The organism is Corallococcus sp. AS-1-12 (assembly GCF_020036995.1).
In the GTDB taxonomy this organism is placed as follows: Bacteria; Myxococcota; Myxococcia; order Myxococcales; family Myxococcaceae; genus Corallococcus.
Genome location: NZ_JAIQDD010000018.1, coordinates 140,021 through 159,382, shown reverse-complemented (window position 1 = coordinate 159,382; position 19,362 = coordinate 140,021). Strand labels below are relative to the sequence as shown.

17 protein-coding genes are annotated in these 19,362 nt (G+C 69.5%); all 17 read right to left on the bottom strand.

All coding sequences use genetic code 11. The annotated features are described in order from the left end of the window. Window positions 1–3: 3 nt before the first annotated feature. Window positions 4–561 (bottom strand): type II secretion system protein GspM, encoded by a 558-nt coding sequence (gene gspM / locus K8556_RS25665; protein WP_223742719.1) that lies wholly within the window; start codon window positions 559–561, stop codon window positions 4–6. Window position 562: 1 nt separating this feature from the next. Continuing rightward, complete coding sequence (gene pilM / locus K8556_RS25660) at window positions 563–2,170, bottom strand: pilus assembly protein PilM (RefSeq protein ID WP_223742718.1); 1,608 nt, start codon at window positions 2,168–2,170, stop codon at window positions 563–565. A gap of 1 nt (window position 2,171) precedes the next feature. Then, a complete protein-coding gene (locus tag K8556_RS25655; RefSeq protein WP_223742717.1) occupies window positions 2,172–3,608 on the bottom strand; it encodes a type II secretion system protein GspK in 1,437 nt (478 codons plus the stop codon). Then, window positions 3,608–4,282 (bottom strand): type II secretion system protein GspJ, encoded by a 675-nt coding sequence (locus K8556_RS25650; protein ID WP_223742716.1) that lies wholly within the window; start codon window positions 4,280–4,282, stop codon window positions 3,608–3,610. Before K8556_RS25650 ends, K8556_RS25655 begins: the two co-directional genes overlap by 1 nt. Next, the gene (locus K8556_RS25645; RefSeq protein WP_223742715.1) at window positions 4,279–5,217 is read right to left on the bottom strand and encodes a prepilin-type N-terminal cleavage/methylation domain-containing protein; all 939 of its coding nucleotides are present in this window, start codon (window positions 5,215–5,217) and stop codon (window positions 4,279–4,281) included. The genes K8556_RS25650 and K8556_RS25645 overlap by 4 nt, the downstream gene beginning before the upstream one ends. Continuing rightward, on the bottom strand, window positions 5,214–5,936 hold the full coding sequence (locus tag K8556_RS25640; RefSeq protein WP_223742714.1) for a Tfp pilus assembly protein FimT/FimU: 723 nt from the start codon (window positions 5,934–5,936) through the stop codon (window positions 5,214–5,216). The genes K8556_RS25645 and K8556_RS25640 overlap by 4 nt, the downstream gene beginning before the upstream one ends. Window positions 5,937–5,944: 8 nt before the next feature. Continuing rightward, window positions 5,945–6,412 carry a type II secretion system protein GspG gene (locus K8556_RS25635; RefSeq protein WP_223742713.1) on the bottom strand — a complete coding sequence of 156 codons (468 nt, stop codon included), beginning with the start codon at window positions 6,410–6,412 and terminating at the stop codon, window positions 5,945–5,947. Between the two features lie 59 nt (window positions 6,413–6,471). After that, window positions 6,472–6,891, bottom strand: coding sequence for a type II secretion system major pseudopilin GspG (gspG, locus tag K8556_RS25630; protein WP_223742712.1), 420 nt, complete (start codon window positions 6,889–6,891; stop codon window positions 6,472–6,474). A gap of 75 nt (window positions 6,892–6,966) precedes the next feature. Continuing rightward, window positions 6,967–7,110: a hypothetical protein gene (locus tag K8556_RS25625; RefSeq protein ID WP_167510879.1), complete on the bottom strand. Its 144-nt coding sequence runs from the start codon at window positions 7,108–7,110 to the stop codon at window positions 6,967–6,969. Between the two features lie 18 nt (window positions 7,111–7,128). Next, a complete protein-coding gene (gene gspF / locus K8556_RS25620; RefSeq protein WP_223742711.1) occupies window positions 7,129–8,385 on the bottom strand; it encodes a type II secretion system inner membrane protein GspF in 1,257 nt (418 codons plus the stop codon). Window positions 8,386–8,392: 7 nt separating this feature from the next. Continuing rightward, window positions 8,393–10,219, bottom strand: coding sequence for a type II secretion system ATPase GspE (gene gspE, locus K8556_RS25615; protein ID WP_223742710.1), 1,827 nt, complete (start codon window positions 10,217–10,219; stop codon window positions 8,393–8,395). 5 nt (window positions 10,220–10,224) lie between these two features. Next, window positions 10,225–12,825 carry a type II secretion system secretin GspD gene (gene gspD / locus K8556_RS25610; protein WP_223742709.1) on the bottom strand — a complete coding sequence of 867 codons (2,601 nt, stop codon included), beginning with the start codon at window positions 12,823–12,825 and terminating at the stop codon, window positions 10,225–10,227. 28 nt (window positions 12,826–12,853) lie between these two features. Then, complete coding sequence (gene gspC, locus K8556_RS25605) at window positions 12,854–13,765, bottom strand: type II secretion system protein GspC (protein WP_223742708.1); 912 nt, start codon at window positions 13,763–13,765, stop codon at window positions 12,854–12,856. Between the two features lie 200 nt (window positions 13,766–13,965). Beyond that, window positions 13,966–15,372, bottom strand: a complete 1,407-nt coding sequence (locus K8556_RS25600) for a sigma-54 dependent transcriptional regulator (RefSeq protein WP_223742707.1) — start codon at window positions 15,370–15,372, stop codon at window positions 13,966–13,968. Window positions 15,373–15,419: 47 nt separating this feature from the next. After that, the gene (locus K8556_RS25595) at window positions 15,420–16,430 is read right to left on the bottom strand and encodes a ParB/RepB/Spo0J family partition protein (RefSeq protein ID WP_223742706.1); all 1,011 of its coding nucleotides are present in this window, start codon (window positions 16,428–16,430) and stop codon (window positions 15,420–15,422) included. Between the two features lie 63 nt (window positions 16,431–16,493). Beyond that, the gene (locus tag K8556_RS25590; protein ID WP_223742705.1) at window positions 16,494–17,840 is read right to left on the bottom strand and encodes a TldD/PmbA family protein; all 1,347 of its coding nucleotides are present in this window, start codon (window positions 17,838–17,840) and stop codon (window positions 16,494–16,496) included. An 8-nt stretch (window positions 17,841–17,848) separates the two neighbouring features. Continuing rightward, the gene (locus tag K8556_RS25585; RefSeq protein WP_223742704.1) at window positions 17,849–19,330 is read right to left on the bottom strand and encodes a TldD/PmbA family protein; all 1,482 of its coding nucleotides are present in this window, start codon (window positions 19,328–19,330) and stop codon (window positions 17,849–17,851) included. Window positions 19,331–19,362 lie beyond the last annotated feature (32 nt).

Below are 19,362 nucleotides of genomic sequence, written 5' to 3'. Positions count from 1 at the left end.
GGGCTATTGCTTCATCCGGTAGGTGGCGACGGTCGTCCACGCCGTCAGGGTGTCCGTGGCGGGCCGGGGCTCCACGCGCAGGTACTTCACCTTCACGATGCCCGGGCCCGTCTCCACCGTGCGCAGGAAGTCCGTCAGCTTGCGCAGGTCCACGTCCGTGAAGGTCAGCTCCACGGAGCTTTCGATGATCTTCCCGTCCCCCACGCCCACGTCGCCCTTGGGCGTCATGTTGGGGACGGTGAGGCCCGCGGCGGTGGCCTTGTCCTCAATGTAGGTGATCAGCCGCACGTTGCTCTGGGTGAGCTGCTGCTCCACGTTCTGCCGCTCCGCCTGCGCCTGGCCGTAGCTGATGGCCAGCGCCTGCACCTCCTGCAGCTTCGCCAGCTTGTCCTGCGTGCGCCGGCGGTAGCCCTGCGCGCTGTTGGCGAAGCTGAAGAGCGTCACGAAGAGCACGAACACCAGCACCGCCGAGCCGGCCAGCGCCACGAGCTTGCGCTCGCGGTCGGAGAGCCGCTCGAACCAGGTCTGGAGGGGCGCGAAGAGTTCCTTGAGCTTTCCCATGTCACGTCTCCCCCGCCGGCGGCTCGCCGGGGCACTGCACCTGCACGTCCAGGCGGAAGGTCACCTTCTGCCCGTCGCGTGTCTTCTCCACCTTGCCCTCCTTCACGTCCTTGAAGCAGCGGTGGCCCTTCAAGGCGGCGGAGAGCGTGTCGATCTGCTTGGAGCTGTCCGTCTCCCCCTGGAGCATGATGCGGTCCAGGTCCACCTGGATGCGGTCGAACTTCACCGGCACCTCCGGAGGCACGCGCTGGGTGACCTCCGCCAGCAGGTTCACCGCGGACATCGTGGGCAGCGCCGCGGCGGGGCTCTCCACGCCCTTGAGCATGTTCAGCGCGCGGTCGTAGTTCGTCTCGCAGGTGCCCAGGATGCGCTGGGTCGTCTTGCAGAGCACCGCGTCCACCTCCGCCTCGCGCCGCGACAGGACGGTGTTGCGCACGACGCCGAAGGCGATGAGCAGCAGCAGGAGCGTCACCGCGAAGGACGCCAGGAGCCCCAGCCGGTCCTTCACGTAGTCGTAGCCGCCCTTGAAGGCGAACTCACCCCGGCGCAGGTTGAAGCGCGGCGCCCTGGCCCCCGCCGCGTTGCCGCGCATGGCCAGCGCGTACGCCTGCGCCGCGGTCGGCGTCTCCCGGGGGCCGATCTTCTCCGTCGCGTCCACCGGGAGCGCCAGCACGCGCACCGGCAGGTTCAGGTCCTTGGACAACTGCTCGGCCAGGCCCGGCATCCGCGCGGTGCCGCCGCACAGCACCACCGCGGAGACCTGCCGGCGGGCGCGCGCGGCGAAGGACTTGAAGGACGGGCGCAGCTCGCGCAGCACCGGCTGCAGGCCGCGCACGAAGGCGTTCGCGGCGCGCTCGGCGTCCGGCCCCTGCGCGGCGCTGGCCATGGCGCCATGCGCCTCCTTCCACGCGTGGGCCTCCGGAAGCGTCGTCTGGAACTCCGTGGCCAGGGCGCGCGTCAGGTCGCGCCCGCCGCCCGCGAAGGTGCGCGCGAACTCCACGCCCTTGCCCGGCTGGCCAATGGCCACCGCCGTGCGCTCGTGGCCGATGTCCACCACCGCCACGGGGCCGCCGTCGCCCACGCCCTCGAAGAGGCCGGGAAGCTGGGTGAAGAGGTTCTGGTACGCGAGCGCCGGGTGGGTGATGACGCGCGGATCCACCTGGAGGCCGCCCAGCAGCGCCAGCAGCGACTGGAGCTCCTCCTTCTTCACCACGCCCACCAGCAGGTCCGCGGCCTTCTCCTTGCCGCCGGTGTCCTTCTGGCCGACCACCTGGTAGTCGTAGACGACCTCCGAGATGTCGAACGGGAGCTGGCTGCCCACCTCGAAGGGCAGCGTCGCCTCCACGCGCTTGCTGTCGGAGAAGGGCAGGCTCACCGCGTGCGTGGTGAGGGACGGGCCGGGCAGGGCGATGACGACCTGGTCCACGTGCCCCTGCGGCATCTTCCCGAGCAGCTCCTCCACCGCGGCGCGCAGCGTGTCCGCGCGCTCGCCTTCCTGCGCGCGGCGCACCTCCGCGTAGGCCTGGGTGGTGTTGCTTTTCGTCCCGGAGGTGAGCACCACCCCCTTCACGGAGTGGCTGCCCAGGTCCAGGCCAAGAATGCGGGCCATGCTATTCCTCTCTGTAATACACGAGCTTGCCCAGCCCGTCGTCCAGGCGGATGACGGCGGTGAGCGTCTTCTGGACGCTGCCCGCCTCTCCCACGGACTTGATGGTGAATGTCTTGCTCTTGTCGCCCAGGTAGCGGTTCTGCTGGACGTTGCCCTTGATGAGCGGATTGACCGCGATGCCGGCCTGCTCCACCACGCCCACGAAGTCCGCCACCGACATGCCGAAGAAGTTGAACATGCGCGCGGCGCGGATGCGGCTGATGAGCTCGTTGAGGAACACGGGGTCCGTCAGGCGCGGGTCCGGGCGGTTGGGGTCCGCGGCGGACATGATGGCCAGCCCCAGCATGATGGGGTCGTCGGTGTTGACGTTCGGCTTGGAGTTGATGTCCGGGTACACCGTGAGCCGGTCTCGGAAGGCCGCCATGAAGCGGTCGTTGACGCCATGCACCCGGTACAGCTCGTCCAGGCTGTCGAAGCGCGCGTTCTTGACGTCATAGCGCGGTTCGTAGCGGCTGTACGGCGAACCCTCGTCCGCGAAGCCCGAGACGAAGGGGTTCGTGGGGTCCTTCTCGTTGAGGGTGGACTGGGTGGTGTCCTCGTCCGACCAGTCCTTCAGCGCGAGGATGGTGTCCCGGGGCGTGGAGCGCACCTTGTTGGCGTCGTCCTGCTGCCAGAGGAACTCGAAGCGCTTGTCCGCGAACATGTCCAGCATGCGCGCGGCGGTCGCCTGGGACTCCGCGCCGCCGGTGTTCAGGCGCATGACGTTGAGCTTCTCCTCCTCGTCGCTGATGGTCGCGAGGAAGCAGCCCTCGAAGCCGCCGAAGGAGCGGCGCTGCATCTGCGCCGCCATCTGCGTGGCCGCGCCCGCGTTCTCCCCCTCCTCGCCCTCGAACTTGAAGTTGGGGTCCACCTGCGTGGGCTCCGTCTCCACGGGGCGGCCGTCCTCGCCCTGCGCGCCGTCGCTCTTCACCAGGCCCTTGAGCATGTGGCAGTCCACCCGCGCCAGCTTCCAGAGCTGGAGGTTGAGCGACTGCGGCTGGAACGCGTTCGCGCCGCCTGCGCCGGGGGTGCCGCCGCCCGCGAGCCCGCCCAGCGCGCCCAGGATGCTCGCGGGGTTGGGGATGGGCGTCTGGTCCACCTGCTTCTGGAAGCGCAGCAGCAGCCGCCCCAGCGACAGGCCGGAGCGGGCCATGTAGTAGGCGCGCACTTCGTCGCGCTGGTTGGCGGCGAGCTGCAGGTCCACGCGGCTGTTGTAGGCGAACTCCGTGGCCACCACCGTGAGCAGCGTGATGGACACGAGCGCGATGATGAGCGCCACGCCGCGCGAGCGCCGGTGCTTGCGCTCCGCCGGGGAGCGCCGCGGCGCCGGGGCCTGGGGGGCGGCCGTCCGCGCCTTGCCGCGCCGGCGGGACGCCTGCTGGAAGTAGGGGAAGGCCATCAGTTGAACCTCGGGAGGGTGGTGTTGAGCAGGATGCGCGCCTGCGTGGTGTAGCGCGCCTCCTTGCCCGCCTCATCCAGGGCGATGACGGTGATGCGCACGCGCGTGGGCAGCAGGTCCTTCTTCTCCGTGCGCCGCGTGTCCCACTCGTCGTCCCACTCCTTCTTGTCGGAGTCCCAGTAGGCGAACTCCACGCCCTTGACGCCCTCGAAGAGGACGTCCGTGGTGCCGCCCCGGTCCATGCGGTCCCCCACGTTGGGGTTCACCCGCCGCTTCAGGTCCTGCCGCTGCCGGGCGCCGCGCTCGGAGGAGTTCTCCACGAAGTACTCCACCACCGCCTGGTCGGACTCCTTCACGTCCGTGTACAGGCGCTGGTTCGCGAACGTCGTGAAGGTCAGCTTGTCGCGCTCGCCAATGAAGTTGGTGGGCCGGTCGTTCTGGTCGCGGAAGCGGCGCAGGTCATAGCGGTCGCTCACGAACGCGGAGCCGACCTCCCGCGCCATGCGGTTGAGCGACACGCGCACCATGCGGTAGCGCTCCGCCTCGCCCTCCACGACCTCCTTGGCGTTGATGCCCGTCTGGAAGGCCAGGGCCACGACCGTGCCCATGAGGGCGGTGATGCCCACCGCGACCATGACCTCCATGAGGGTGAAGCCCCGCATGCGCCGCTTCATCGGATGCTCCCTCCGCGAGGCAGGGTGGGCAGGTTCGGCAGGCTGCCCCGGCCGCCGAAGATGCCGCCGGGCGAGCGCGGGTTGATGCCGGTGTTGCCGGTGCCGCCCTGCTGGCCGCCCATGTTCCGGTTGAGCTGATCGAGCTGGGCCGCCCGGTTGACCAGCGGCTCGCGCGTGTTCGGGTCCAGCATCTGGCCGTTGGGGCCGGGGATGGGGTTGTCCACCAGTTGGCCCGTGCGCGGGTTCACCCACTGGTTCTCCGCGCCCGCCGTGCTGCCCGCGTTGGGCGTGAAGCCGCCGTTGCGGTCGCCGCCGGGCCCCAGGGACACCACGTGCGTCACCACGTCCACGCTCTCCACCTGGGTGCCCTCCTTCCAGTACACGGTGAGGTGCACCTCGCGGACGGACTTGGTGAGCTGGTCCACCATCTGCGTGAACATGGGCTGCGCCATGCTCATGGCGGACGCGCCCATGGGGCTGGCCGTGGTGGTGCCGCCGGGAGGCGTGCCGCCCTTGCCGTCACCGCCGCCGCCGCCGAAGAGGCTGGCCAGGCCGCCCATGGGGTCGCCGGAGTCGCCGCCGCCCATGGGCAGGTTGAAGATGGCGCCGATGAGCTGATCCGGCGTCACGCCGTCCGTCTTGGGCGCGATGATGCGCGCGCGCCACTTGAACTGGGGCCAGCCCTCGTCGGAGAAGTCGCCGGACTGCTCGTCGTCGTCCTGCTCGAAGCCGTCGTCGTAGAGCTTCTGCTCCAGGTCCGTCATCTTCGAGCGGGACAGGAGCGCCGCCACGGTGAGCCGCTTGGTGTAGACGTGGTTGGCCACCGCGCCGGAGTTGAGGTCGAAGATGGCCATCAGCGCGACGCTGAGGATGGCCAGGGCCACCATCGTCTCCAGCAGGGTGAAGCCCCCGCGCCCGTGCGTTGCAGTCCTCATGAGCGGGGCACCTCCAGGGCCTCGGATGCGATGAACACCTTGCCCGTCAGGGGTGACACGTCCAGCGTCCAGGCGTTGTCACCCTGGCGCAGGAAGACCATGGCCTTCTCCGTGTAGCCCTGCGGGAAGAAGTAGAGATAGGCCACGCCGCTCTCCACCGGCTCGCGCTGCTGCCGCGTCCACACCGACACCGCCACGCCCGCCGGCAGCTCCTTGGGCGAGATCTCCTCGGCGGTGTAGGAGGAGAAGGTGGACTGGGACTCGATGCGGTTCTTCTCCTCGTCCATCAGCTCCTGCGCGGACGGCTGCGAGCCCTCCGAGCGCGTGTAGTTCTTGCGCGTGTCCCCGCCGCTGTTGCCGCTCTTCCGGGCGCGCTCGCGGTCGCGCGCCTCGTCGCGGAGCGCCGCGTCCCGGTCGCGCGAGGTGGTGACGCCGCCCGCGGCGCACTCGGCGTGGTAGCGCGTGGCCTCCTCCCGCTTCGGGTCCGGGATTTCGAACACCAGCCGGCACGTCCGGCCGCTGAGCGCCGCCGAGTCGTAGAGCGAGCGGATGACGCCCGCGAGCTCCGTGGCGCTGCCCTTCGCCTTCGCGCCGGTGATGGCGCCGATGCCGATGGTCACCGCGGCGAACATCACCGCGGCGATGGCCAGCGCGATGGAGATTTCAATCAGCGTGAGGCCGCGCGGGGCGCGACGGCGGCGGGCGGGACGAGGGGCCATGGCCGGCTTCAAGGCTGCACCTCCTGTGCCACGATGCCGCCGGAGAAGATGTCCGCGGCGTCGCCGGTGCCGCCGGGCTTGCCGTCCGAGCCCAGGGACAGCACGGCGCCCGTCTTGCCCTCCATGCGGTAGACGTACGGGTGGCCCCACGGGTCGAGCGGCGTCGAGTCCAGCACCTTCGACTCGATGAGCGGCGCGAAGCCCTGCTCCTGCGAGGGGAAGAAGCCCATCAGCCGGTGGTGGGCCTTGAAGTAGCCCTCCAGGCGGCGGATCTGCTCGCGCGCCTGGCGCTGGGGCGGGGTGAGGCTGCTGTCCTCGGTGGCCCACACCAGCGCGAACGCGAGCAGGGTGGCGACACCGAAGACGCCCAGCAGCAGCAGGCGGCCCAGCCGGGGAGAGCGGGCGCGGGCCTGTCCGCTGGAAGCGGCTCGCGCCTCACGCGCGGACGTCGGGGAGGAAGTGTGCTCGGGAGTCATCACGGGCATTCCTACGACAACACGCGGGAGGCGCGGCTTTGCTTCGGGAAAAACGCCCGTTACGGCTTGGCGTTCTGGTCCTTGGAGGAGATGTCGGCGTCGGAGCCCTCGCCGCCCGGGTTGCCGTCGGCGCCGTAGCTGGTGATGACCGGCTTGCCGCCCTCGTTCATGTAGACGTACTCGCGGCCCCAGGGGTCCAGCGGCATGCGCTCCAGGTTGTTGGTGTCCACCAGCGCCTTGAGGCCCGTGGCGGTGTCCGGGTAGGAGCCCTTCTTCGTGTAGTAGAGCTTCATGGCGCTCTGGATGTTGCGGATGTCCAGGCGCGCCGTGTCCTGCTTGGCCTCTTCCAGCTTCGGGATGACGGCCACGCCCACCGCCGCCGCGATGAGCCCGAGGATGGTGATGACCACCATGATCTCGATGAGGGTCATGCCGCGGTTCTTGCGGCGCTGCTGCTTCTTGGCGTTCGTCGTGTGCATGTCTTCACCAGCTTTCGGGTGACTTTCTGGCAAGCCACCGCGCCATGGGTGTGTCGGGATGTCAGGGGCGTTTCGTCAGGGGGCCGTGCCCGCGCTGGAGGCGGCGGGCGGGTCGCGGTGGGCGTACAGGGTGGCCCCCACCGTCGCCAGCGTGGCGGCCAGGGCCAAGAGGCCCATCAGCGTCGCGCGCTGGATCCACCGGTCGAGCGTGTCGTTCATCGCGGGAGCTCCCTCCACCTAATGGATGGCCGTGTTCACCTGCAGAATCGGCATCAGGATGGAGAGCGCGACGAATGCAATCATCACGCCCATCACCACGATGAGCATGGGCTCCAGGAGGCTGGTGAGCGCGCCGATGCGCACGTTCACCTGCGTCTCATAGGAGTCCGCCACCGACAGGAGCATGTCCTCCAACTGCCCTGATTTCTCACCGATGGCGACCATGTGGTAGACGAGCGGCGGGAACTGGCCGGAGCGCTTGAGCGGGTTGGCGATGCTCTCGCCTTCGCGGATGGACTCGCGGGCGTTCTCCACCGCGTCCGCCAGCACCGAGTTCGTCATCACCGCCTTGACGATGTCCAGCGCGGCCAGCATGGGCACGCCGCTCTTGAGCAGCGTGGCCAGCGTGCGCGCGAAGCGGGAGATGGCCAGGAGGCGCACCAGGCTGCCGAAGATGGGGGCCTTGAGCGTGAAGCGGTCCCACTTGGGCTTGCCCTTGGGGCTCTTCGTCCAGCGCAGGAAGAGCACCACGCCCGCGATGAAGGCCGGGATGATGATGAACCACCACCCCTGCATGAGGTTGGACGCGGCGATGAGGATGCGCGTGTTGAGGGGCAGGGTGGCCTTCATGGTCTCGAAGATCTTCGTCACCTTCGGGACGACGAACACCATCAGCAGCACCAGGATGCCGCCGCCCACCGCCAGCATGATGATGGGGTAGATCATCGTGCCGATGATCTTCTGCTGCAGCTTGGCCTGGTTCTCCGTGAAGTCCGCCAGGCGCAGGAGGACCTGGTCCAGCGCGCCGGAGGCCTCACCCGCGCGCACCATGTTGATGTAGATGCTGGGGAAGATTTTGGGGTGCTGGGAGAAGGCGTCCGCCAGGGACGAGCCCTCGTTCACGCGCTGCTTGATGTCGGACAGGGCGCGCTTGAGGCGCTCCTTCTCCGCCTGGTCCACCAGCGCGTTGAGCGAGTCCACGATGGTGACGCCCGCGCCCAGCAGCGTGGCCAACTGCCGGGTGAGGATGGCGACGTCCTCCGTGGACACGCGGCCGCGGCCCAGCTTGCGCAGGTCCACGTCACGCGCGAGCAGGGACGCGTTGGCGCCCTTGGAGACGCCCGCGCGGCTGCCCTCCGCCTGACCCAGCACGTCCGTGAGGAAGATGCCGTCCTGACGCAGCTTGGAGCGCAGCGTCTTGGGCGAGTCCGCCTCCAGCAGGCCCTTCTTCTGCCTGCCCTGGGAATCAAGGCCTCTGTATTCGAAGACGGGCATGGCGGACCTAGATGTCCTCCTGCGTGATGCTCAGCACTTCGGCGATGGTCGTCTCGCCCAGGGCGATCTTCCGCACGCCGTCGTCCAGGAGCGTCGTCATGCCCTTGGCCAGGGCGGACTTCTTGATGGTGGACGCGTCCACGTTCTTGAGCACCAGTTGGCGCACGTCGTCGTCCACGAAGAGGAACTCGTAGATGCCGGAGCGGCCGCGGTAGCCGTTGCGGTTGCAGGACGGGCAGCCCACCGCGCGGTAGATGCGGTCCGTGCCGAACTTCGCCTTGAAGCTCGCGACCGTGTAGCCCAGCTCCTTCAGCTCCGCGTCCGTGGGCGTGTACTGCTGGCGGCAGTCCGGGCACACCCGGCGCACGAGGCGCTGGGCGAGGATGCCGGTGAGCGACGACGCCACGAGGAAGGGCTGCACGCCCATGTCCACCAGTCGCGTCACGGCGCCGGCCGCGTCGTTGGTGTGCACCGTGGAGAGCACCAGGTGGCCCGTGAGGGACGCCTGGATGGCGATCTCCGCCGTCTCCTTGTCGCGGATCTCACCGACCATGATGACGTCGGGGTCCTGGCGCAGGAAGGAGCGCAGGCCCTGCGCGAAGGTGAGGCCGATCTTCGGGGCGATGGCCATCTGGCCAATGCCCTTGAGCTGGTACTCGACCGGGTCCTCGACGGTGAGGATGTTCAGGTCCGGCGTGTTGATCTTGGAGAGCGCGCCGTAGAGCGTCGTCGTCTTGCCGGAGCCCGTGGGGCCCGTCACCAGGACGATGCCGTGGGAGCGCTTGATGACGGACTCCATGTTGCCCAGCACCTGCGGGCTCATGCCGATCTCCGCCAGGTCCAGCAGCGTCGCCGTCTTGTCGAGCAGACGCATGACGATGCGCTCGCCGAAGGACGTGGGCGTGGTGGACAGGCGGATGTCGATGTCGCGGCCCGCGAGCTTGATGCGGATGCGGCCGTCCTGCGGCAGGCGCTTCTCCGCGATGTTGAGCTGCCCCATCACCTTCACGCGCGCGATGATGGAGTTCTGGTAGCGCTTGGGCGGCTTGATGACCTCCTGGAGCACGCCGTCGATGCGGAAGCGCACCAGGAGCTCGCGCTCCATGGGCTCGATGTGGATGTCGCTCGCGCGCTCCTTGGCGGCGCGGAAGAGCACGGAGTTCACCAGCCGGATGACGGGCGCTTCGTCGTCCGCGTCCAGCAGGTCCTTGGGCTCCTCCAGCTCATGGGCCAGCGAGTCCAGGTCCTCCGTGGTCTCCATCTCGTCCACGAGCGCCTCGGCCTCGTTGACGGAGCGGTCGTACACGCTGTTGATGGCGTCCACGATGGTGGAGGCGAGCGCGATGCGCGGCTGGATGCCCTGGCCCAGCAGCAGGCGCGCGTGGTCCAGCGCGGTCGTGTCCAGCGGATCCGCCACCGCGAGCACCACCTCGTCGCCCTCCAGGGAGAGCGGCAGGAGCTGCGTCTGGCGGGCGAAGTTGATGGGGATGCGCTTGACCAGCTCCGCGTCCACCTCCTCCACGAAGATGCGCTGGAGGTAGGGCAGGTCCAGTTGGTGGCCCAGCGCGCGAGCGACGTCCTCCTCGCTGATCGCCTTCATGCCCACCAGGATCTCGCCCAGCCGCCCGCCCTTCTCCTGCTGGGTGGCGAGCGCCTCCTGGACCTTCTCCGGGGTGAGGCCGGGCACGAGCGCGCGGAGGATCTCCCCGATGGGCCGGCCACACAGGTACGCGAGCCCGTGGCCCACGACCTGGGTGGCGTCGTTGCGGCCGCCGGACACGTCGGGCGTCGCGGTGGAGCCTTGGGAGGTGGTGGTGTCGGCGGTCAGGTCCATGGCGGTTACTCCCCGTCTCCCGGCTGGATGCGCAGCCGCTCCGCGTCCGCATCCGGTGCGGGCGCGACGACTTCAGGCTGCGGCGCGGGGACTGATCTCTCCGAACCCTCCGGAGGCGCCTCGAAATTTCGCGGCGCCTGGTCGCCCTCGGGGGAGGGCGCGGCGCCTTCCTGCGGAGCAGGCGCTCCCCCGCCCGGCCGCGCGGGAGACGGGGAGGGTGAGCCGCCGGGAGCGGGGGCGCCGTTCGGGCGGATGACCCGCTCGTTGGGCGTGCCGCTGCCGCCGTTCTCCACCCGCTGCTCTTCCTTGATGACGGACTGGTTCATGCGCGACAGGGGGCCGGGCTTGCGGCTGAAGTCCACCGCGACGTCGTAGCCGGGGACCTGGCCGTAGAACTGCTCCACGAACTGCTGCCGCTCCTTCATCTTGCGCTCGAAGATGCGGCGGAAGTCCTCCTGGCCCCGGATGATGTAGGGCGTGAGGAAGAGCAGCAGGTTCGTCTTCGTCTTGCGGCGCGTGGTGTCGCGGAACAGGTGGCCCAAAAGCGGGATGTCACCCAGCACCGGCACCTTGGAGACGGACTCCAGCGTGCGGTCCTGCATGATGCCGCCAATCACCACCGTCTCCATGTCCTTGGCGATGACGGTCGTCTTCGCGCTGCGCTTGGACGTGGTGGGGCCCAGGACGGGGTCCGAGGAGGCGATCTCCTCCGTCTGCTCGGTGATGACCAGGCGGATGTAGTCGCTCTCGTTGATCTGCGGCTTGACGGTGAGCTTGAGCTCCACGTTCTGGCGGGTGATGGGCGCGTACAGCGACCCCAGGCCGCCCAGCGAACCCAGCAGCGACGGGTTGACGCCGCCGGTGGTGCCGGTGCCGCCCAGCGACGCGCTCAGCGCGGACGGGGTGAAGCCGGACTGGAAGGGCACGTTCTGGCCCACCGTGATTTCGGCCTCCTCGTTGTCGCTGGTGAGCAGGTGCGGCGTGGACAGCACGTTCACGTCGGACGACTGCTGCATGGCGTTGAGCACCACGCCGAAGGCCGGGATGTCGATGCCCAGGTTCTTGAGCTCCGGCAGGACGGGGCCCTGGATGCCGGCGAGGAAGCCGCCCATGCTGGCCAGGTTCGCCAGGGAGAAGGACGGCGGGATGGAGCCGCCGGAGTAGTTGGTGCCCAGGATGCCGGGGATGGCGCCGTCATCCGTCTTGAGGCTGAAGCCCTGGTGGAAGTTGATGCCGAACTCGCTGTTGCGGTCCAGGTTCACTTCCATGATCACCGCCTCCACGAACACCTGGCGGCGCGGCTGATCCAACTGCTGGATGATCTGGACGATGTTCTTGTAGTCCGCCTGGCTGGCGACGATGACCAGCGAGTTGGTGCCCTTGTCCGCGGAGATCTTCACCTCGCCGCTGAACAGCTCCGCGGCCTGGGCGGGCGCGCGCGGCAGGCCCTGCGGCTGGACCGGGACGGGGCCGCGCTGGGGGCGGTTGGCGGTGCCCTGCGCGAGCGACTGGAGCGTGCTGGCCAGCTCCTCCGAGTTGGCGTTCTCCAGCGGGTAGACGTTGATCTTGTTGCCGCTGCCGGACGGGATGTCGATCTCCCGCACCAGGTCCTCGATGCGGCCGAAGGCGGCGGGGCTGGCCACGACGATGAGCTTGTTGGTGCGCTCGTCCGGGATGATCTGCGACAGCGTGACGGCGCCGCCCGTCTCCGAGCCGGCCACGCCCTCCGAGCCCGGCGGGGGCTGGCCGGGCTGGCCCTGCGTGAAGTTGCCGGGGCGCTGGCCCGTGCGGCCGCCCGCGCCGGCCTTGGCTTCAAAGAGCTTCTGGATGGTGTTGGCCACGTCCTGCGCGGTGGCGTACTGCACCTGGATGATGCGCATCTCGTCGCTGGACGAGCGGCTGTCCAACTGCTTGATGAGGCGCTCCAGGCGGTGGATGTTGGAGCCCACGTCGTTGACGATGATGGTGTCCGGCGGGTACGGGATGGTGTCGCCGTCCTTGGACACGAGCTGCTGGAGCACGCCGCGCAGCGGCTCCACCTCCACGTACTTGATCTTGAACAGCTTGGTGACCATCTGCTCGTTCGTCGTGTACGGGGTGTCCTCGTCCACGATGGTCGGGATGGGGTTCTGCTTCGCCGAGCGCTTGTCGACGATCTTCAGGAAGCGGCCGTACGGGTAGACGGCGAGCCCGTTCGCGTCGAGCGCGGCGAGGAACGCGGAGTAGAACTGGTCCGCGTCCACCTCCACGCGGCCGTTCTCCGGCCCGATGATGGAGATCTTCCCGCGCACGTTCTCCGGGAGGATGAAGGTGCGGCAGGTGGCGTCCGACACGGTCTGGACGAGCTTCTCGATGTCCACCTTGTCGAAGTAGATGCCGTAGCGCGCGTTGCGCCGGGCCTGCTCGCACGTGGGCGTCTGGCGGGGGCCCTGGTTCTCGGCGGGCGCGGCGCTGCCGTTCTGCGGGGTGATGGTCCGGTCGCGTTCACCCTGGGCCGCCGGGGCGGGCGAGGGGGTGCCGGGCTGTGTAGGACGGCGCTGGGCCCACGCGGGAACGGAGAGCGCGAGGCACAGGCAGAGCATCCAGGACGGGAGCGTCGTCTTCATGGAGGAGCGGGCGCTTTGACGGGGGTGTTTAACGGACGTTGTAGGATTTGCGGATCGGCGCGCCGTTGCGCTCGATCTCGATCTCGATGCGGGAGGAGTCCTTCAGCTTCGAGTAGATCTCCAGCGCCTTCTCGGGGCTGTTCATGTCGAAGCCGTTGATGCGGCGGATGACGTCACCGTTCTGGACGCCGATCTTCGAATAGATGCTGTCCGGGCGGATGGAGAACAGCTTGAAGCCCACCGCCTGGCCGTCCTTGAAGGCGGGCACGATGCGCGCCTGCATCGCCACGTCGTTGAGGTTGCTCAACGTCTTGTCGATCTCCGCCTTGGGGACTTCGTACTCGTTCTCACCCGTGGACTTGATGCCGTTGCCCAGGCTGTTGGTCGGCGTGGCGGTGGGGGCCACCGGGGGCGGGGTGTACGCGGCGACGGCGCCGTCACCGGGCTGCCCGTCGATGAACTCCCGGCGCCCGTTGTTGTTGATGATCACCCGCTCGCGTTCGATCTCCATGATGGTGGCGCCCATCAGGTTGTTGCCGATCATGTAGGTCTGCGAACGCTGCGTGTTCATGTCCTGGATGGACGCGAAGGACCAGTCCGGGTTGGCCGCGACGAGCGTGCCCAGGAGCTTCACGCGCAGGCCGCTCTTGGCCGGCGGGGCGTTGGCGTCGAACTCCGGCGCCGTGGGCTCCTTCACCGCGACCTCCGGCTCCGGCAGCTTCACGCCGGTGAGGCGCGACAGGCGCTCCGCGTCGATGGTGGCCAGGCCGCTGTCCGCGGCGTGGGTGCGCTGCGCGACGCGGGCGGGGGCCTCGGACGCGGGCGCGGGGGAGATGGAGGATTCGACGAACAGGTTCACCGTGCGCGCCGCCAGCAGGGCGACGAGCAGGATGAACAACAGGTTCACGCTCCAGAAGTACTTGCGAAAGAAGAGTTCCATCACGCTTCCGGGAGAAAGCCAGCCCCAGATGGGACCTTGAGCAAGGCAGGTGCCATCGGTGGGCGGGCGTCAAACCCACGACTTACGGCCAAGTCCTTGAAATTATTTCGGAATAGGATGGGGCCCCGGCCAGGGGAGCGGCCGGGACAGGACGTCCGGACAAATTGTCAAAAGCAGGCGGGGGCCGGTGTGACGGCCTGTCAGTCCGCGCTGGTGGGGGGGGAGGGGGGGGCCGGAGGCGTGTCGGGGCCGCCCTGCTCGCGCTCGAGCTTGCGGTAGATGGTGCGCGCGGCGATGCCCAGCAGGCGGGCGGCGAGCGTCTTGTCCCCGCGCGTGTGGCGCAGGGTCTCGTGGATGACGCGCCTTTCAATCTCCTCCATGGGCGTCCCGATGGGGATGACGAGCTGTCCGGCGGAGCCCAGGGGCCCTTTGCGCACGGACTCCGGCAGGTCGCTGGCCTCCAGCACGTCCGTGCGGGCCAGGACCACGGCGCGCTCCACGGCGTGCTCCAGTTCGCGCACGTTGCCCGGCCACGCGTAGTTCTCCAGCACGCCCAGGGCGTCCGGGGAGAAGCCGCGCAGCACCTTGCCGTTCTTCGCGGAGAAGCGGCGCAGGAACGCCTCCGCCAGCAGCGGGATGTCCTCGCGGCGCGAGGCCAGCGCGGGCACGCGGATCTCCACCACGTGCAGGCGGTAGTAGAGGTCCTCGCGGAAGCGCCCTTCGGCGACCTCCTTCTGCAGGTCCTTGTTGGTGGCGGCGACCAGCCGCACGTCCACCTTCACCGTCTGCGTGCCGCCCAGCCGCTCCAGCTCTCCCTCCTGGAGCACGCGCAGGAGCTTCACCTGCGCGGAGAGGGGCATCTCGCCCACCTCGTCCAGGAAGAGGGTGCCGCCGTTGGCGCGCTCGAAGCGGCCCTCGCGGCGGGTGACGGCGCCGGTGTACGCGCCGCGCTCCACCCCGAAGAGCTCCGCCTCCAGGATGCTCTCCGGGATGGCGCCGCAATTCACGGCGATGAAGGGCTGCTTCGCCCGGGCGGAGTGCTCGTGCAGCGCTCTGGCGGCCAGCTCCTTGCCGGTGCCGGATTCGCCCAGCAGGAGCACCGTGGCGGTGGAGGGCGCGGCCTGGCGGATGGTGTCCAGCATGGCGCGGAAGGCGGGGGACTGGCCCACCATGGCGCGCCCGCCCGCGGGGTTGATCTCCGCGAGCTTCGCCTTGAGGGAGGTGTTCTCCTGGACGAGCGCCTGCTTCTCCAGCGCCTTCTGCACGGCCTTCACCAGGGCGTGGCGCTTGAGGGGCTTGGTGATGAAGTCGTAGGCGCCGTCCTTCATGGCGGCCACGGCCGTCTCCACCGTGCCGTAGGCGGTCATCAGCACCACCTCCACGTCCGGGCGGATGGCGCGGCTGGCCTTGAGCAGCTCCTGGCCGTCCATGCCGGGCATCATCAGGTCGGTGACCATGACGCTGACCTCCGGGCGCCGGAGCAGCTCCAGCGCCTCCGTGCCCTGCGCGGCGGACAACGTGGCGAAGCCTTCCCGCTGGAAGATGCGGGCGACCGAATCGAGGTTGGCGCGGTCGTCGTCGACGACCAGGACCGTGGGAGATGTCATGGGGGTACGGGGCCTCTCTCAACACGGCCCTGCAATCCCCATTCCCGTCAGGCCTGCTCTTCGTCCGGCTCCACGGGGCCGCCGCCCATGCGGCCAATGTCCTCGCGCTTCACCTTGTCCACGTTGAAGCGCCGGGCGCTGGCGAGCATGCGGCTGATGGTGGCGTCGAAGGTGGGAGGCGGGCCGTCCTTGCGGAAGCGCAGGAAGTTGAGCCGGGCGACGACGAAGTTCTTGAGGTAGGGGCTCTGGAGGCCGCGCTCCTTGAGGGCGTTGACGATGGCGACCACCACGTCGTCCAGCTCCAGCAGCTTGTCCGCCTGGGCGTCGCGCACGGCCAGGGCCTGGGGCAGCGGCACGTCCTGGAAGCCGTCCACCACCTTGACGAAGGGGTGGTAGGCGCCCGCGGAGAAGCGGGGGCGCTTCTCGTAGGCGGCGCCCAGGGTGAGGAAGGAGGGCTCCTCGAAGAGGTGGGAGAAGGCGGACTCCTTGCCCGGGCGGTTCGCGCCGAGGAGGCCCCGCGCCATGCGGATGACCTCCAGCGAGCGCTCCTTCAGGTTGTGGGCCTTCTCCGTGTTGAGGGCGAGGATTTGATAGGCCACGTCCTCGTCCGGCAGCAGCAGCGCGACGATGGACTTCGCGCCCAGCAGCTTGCTGGCGTTGAGGCGGTGGTTGCCGTTGGGTGTCCAGTAGCGGCCCTCCACGCGCACCGCGATGACGGGGTCCAGGAAGCGGTCCAGCCGCTCCATGGCGGTGGCGAGCCGCTTGACGTGGGGCTCGGACAGGTCGCGCTGGTAGGGCGTGGGCTCCACCTTGTCGATGGGGAGCGCGGCGAAGACGACGGGGTGTCCGCCCAGCGGGTCGCGGTAGACGGACAGCACCTCGCCGCCGTCCTCGCGCACGGCCTGGAGGAGGGCTTCGGGGAAGGCGACGGACTCGCTCGCGACCTCGGCCGCGCTCAGGCCCCGCGACTTCGGTTCGGCCTTCTTGCGGCGCGGCTTGCGCGGCGTGGCCGACTTCGACTTCGCGGGGGCGGACTTGCGGGCGGACTTCGCGGCCATGCGGACTTCACCTCGTGCCGGTGGAAAGGAGGTCCGCGAGCGTAGGCGACCGCGTGGCGCCGGCTACGCGCCGGAGACGGTGAGCTGTCGGAAGCGGACAGTGGGCGCGCCCACGCTGCCGCCCCGGAACTGGAGGTCGCTGCCCACCGCGTCCACGTCCTTCAACATCTGGAGCAGGTGGCCCGCGACCGTCACCTCCTGCACCGGGTGGGTCAGCTCACCGTTCTCAATCCAAAGGCCGTTGGCCCCGCAGGACATGTCCCCGGACACCGGATCCGCGCCGTGGCCCAACAGGGCGGTGACGTAGAGGCCCTGGGGCACCTCGCGGATCAGCTCCTCCGGCGTCTTCGTGCCCTTCTCCAGGTAGAGGTTGGTGGCGCCGATGCCCGGCAGCGCGCTGTAGCCGCGCGACGCGTTGCCCGTGGTGCGCGCCTTCGCCTTGCGCGCGGTGAACGCGTCGTAGAGGAAGCCGGACAGCACGCCCTGGTCGAGGATGGGCGTGCGGCGCGTGGGGACGCCCTCGCCGTCGAACGGCGCGGTGGCCAGGCCCCGGGGCAGCAGGCCGTCATCCACCAGCGTGACGTGCTTGCCCGCCAGCCGCTTGCCTAGGTGGGGCGCGAGCACGCTGGACTGCTGGTACACGGCGTTGCCGTTGGCGGCCTGGGACAGGTTGCCCACGAAGCTCGCGGCCACCAGCGGGTCGAACACCACCGGCACCTGCTGCGTCTTCACCGGCTTCGCGCCCAGCATGCGCACGGCGCGCTTCGTGGCCTCGCGGCCAATGGACTCCGGCGACTCCAGGTCGTCCAGGAAGCGCTTGTAGTCCAGCCAGTAGCCCGTCTGGAGCTGCCCGTCCTGTGACGCCACCGGCACCGCGACCAGGTACACGTACGTGCCCGAGTAGCCGCCGGATGCGCCCTCGCTGGACGCGAGGTACACCTCCGCCACGAAGTCGCCCGCGGACACGGAGTCGAAGGTGACGACGCGCGCGTCCTGCGCCCGGCCCGCGCGCTCCGCCTCCAGGGCCGCGTTGATCTTCCAGTCCCCGGGCAGGTTCGCGACCTTGGGGTCGAAGAGGACGCCGGTGTCCCCGCGCCTGCCCAGGTCCTTCGCGCCGGGCAGGCCGTTGAGCTTGTTGGGCGCGGCGGCCTCCGCCAGTTGCACGGCCAGGTCCACCACGCGCTCCAGGCCCGCGGGCGTGAAGTCGGACGTGTACGCGAAGCCCAGCCGGTCCTTCACGATGACCCGGATGCCCAGGCCCTTGCTGGTGGCCTCCGTGAGGTCTTCAATCTGCCCTTCGCGGACGCGCACGCTGCTCTGGCGGCCCACCTCCAGGTAGGCCTCCGCCTGCTTCGCGCCCTTCTTCACGGCGCGCTGGACGACCTTCTTCGCGAGCTGTTCGTAGTTCACGGTTGTCCTCAGCCGACCTTCGTTCCGCCCACGGTGACGTTGTCGATGCGCACGGTGGGCAGGCCCACCCCCACGGGCATCATCTGCCCGTCCTTCACGCAGACGCCCATGCCGGGGTCCGGCATCGGGTCGCAGCCCACGCGGGTGATGTTCTTCAGCGCCTCCGGCCCCACGCCAATCAGGATGGCGTTCTTCACCGGGCGGCCCAGCTTCCCGTCTTCAATCTGGTAGGCCTCGCTGACCTCGAAGACGAAGTTGCCGTTGCTGATGTCCACCTGGCCTCCGCCGAAGGTGGCGCAGTACAGCCCGCGCTTCACCTCCTTGAGGATGTCCTCCGGCGCGTGGTCCCCGGGCGCCAGGAAGGTGTTCGTCATGCGCGGCAGGGGCAGGCTCTTGAACGACTCCCGCCGGCCCGAGCCCGTGGAGCGCTGGTTCATCAGCTTCGCGTTGAGCTGATCATAGAGGTAGCCCTTGAGGACGCCGTTCTCGATGAGGACCTTGCGCTCGCCCGGCACGCCCTCGTCGTCGATGTTGATGGAGCCGCGCGCGCTGGACACCGTGCCGTCGTCGATGACGGTGACGAGCTCCGAGGCCACCTTCTCCCCCAGCTTGCCCGCGAACAGCGACGTGCCCTTGCGGATGAAGTCCGCCTCCAGGCCGTGGCCCACCGCTTCATGCAGGAGGATGCCGCTCCAGCCCGGCGCCAGCACCACCGTCTGCGGGCCGGCCACGCAGTCCACCGCGCCCAGCGTGGCGATGGCCTGGCGCGCGGCCTCCTCCGCCACGGACTCCGGCGTCACGCCGTCCCAGTAGCTGAAGGACACCCGGCCGCCGCTGCCGTACATGCCCGTGCGCCGCTCGCGGTTCTTGCCCAGCGCCACCACGTGCACGCTCATGCGGGACTGGTCCTGCGTGTCCTCGCTGAAGCGGCCGGTGGTGTTGGCCACGGCGATGCGCCGCGTCTGATCCACGTAGGACGCGTTCACCTGCTGGACGCGCGAGTCGAAGGCGCGGGCCGCCTTGTCCGCGCGGGTGAGCAGCGCCGTCTTGCGCGCCACCGCCACGTCCTCCAGCGGCTGGCCGACCCGGTAATGGCTGGGCACCGGCACGCGCTTGACGGGGTAGGCGCGCTCGGAGCCGCCGCCCTGGGCGATCATCGCGGCGGTGCGCGCGGCGCGCACGAGCGCGGCCTCGTCCCAGTCGTCGGAGTAGGCGTAGCCCACCTTGGCCCCGGCGATGACCCGCACGCCCACGCCCTGCACCAGGCCCACCTGCGCGCTGCGGATGCGCTGCTCCTCCAGCACCACCGCCGTGGTGGACGTGCGCTCCACGTACACCTCCGCGAAGTCCGCGCCCCGGCCCATGGCTTCCGCCAGCAGACGTTCCAACAGACCGGGGGGCAGGAGCGGGGAGGCGGCCGCCTGCCGCGCGGCCGGGGGGGCGAGCTGGGCGGGACGGGCGCGCCGGGAGGACGCGAGGGCTCGGGGCATGGGGAGGCTCGGGGCGCTGGAGGAATCGGGAA